This window comes from Paenirhodobacter enshiensis (assembly GCF_000740785.1).
GTDB lineage: Bacteria > Pseudomonadota > Alphaproteobacteria > Rhodobacterales > Rhodobacteraceae > Rhodobacter > Rhodobacter enshiensis.
Map to the genome: position 1 here is coordinate 1 of NZ_JFZB01000103.1, position 375 is coordinate 375.

Sequence of the window (375 nt, forward strand, 5' to 3'; positions counted from 1 at the left end):
TCTGCCGCCATATCGCGCGATGGTTTTCCGGCATATGGGCCGAGTCCGTTATCGGCGCGTCATCGGTTGGCGTGACAGCGCGACGAGGGTGTACGGCCACGAGCGTCGAATCGTGGTAGATTTCGATGGTCGCGGCCATGACCTTGAGGCTGACCAGCTCACCGATCAGGTGTGAAGGCACGCTGTAATCCCGCCCTTCGACGTTGACGTGGTAGTGACGCTGGATCCTGATACCCGGGCGCCAGCTGCCATAATCGTAAGAGGTTGCGGGCAGCGGCTGAAGACACGGCATTTCGCGAGTTTGGAAGCGTTCGTTTCGTGACATTTTCCAGCGCCGCATGACCTTGAGGTGGACCCCGAAAACCGGACACTCTG

The 375-nt window shown here is 59.7% G+C and carries 1 protein-coding gene; it reads right to left on the reverse strand.

Features of this window, described 5'->3' with window-relative positions; all coding sequences use genetic code 11:
- Positions 1-375: Mu transposase domain-containing protein (locus tag CG50_RS17175; protein ID WP_449295444.1), on the reverse strand; the 375-nt coding region annotated here is incomplete at both ends.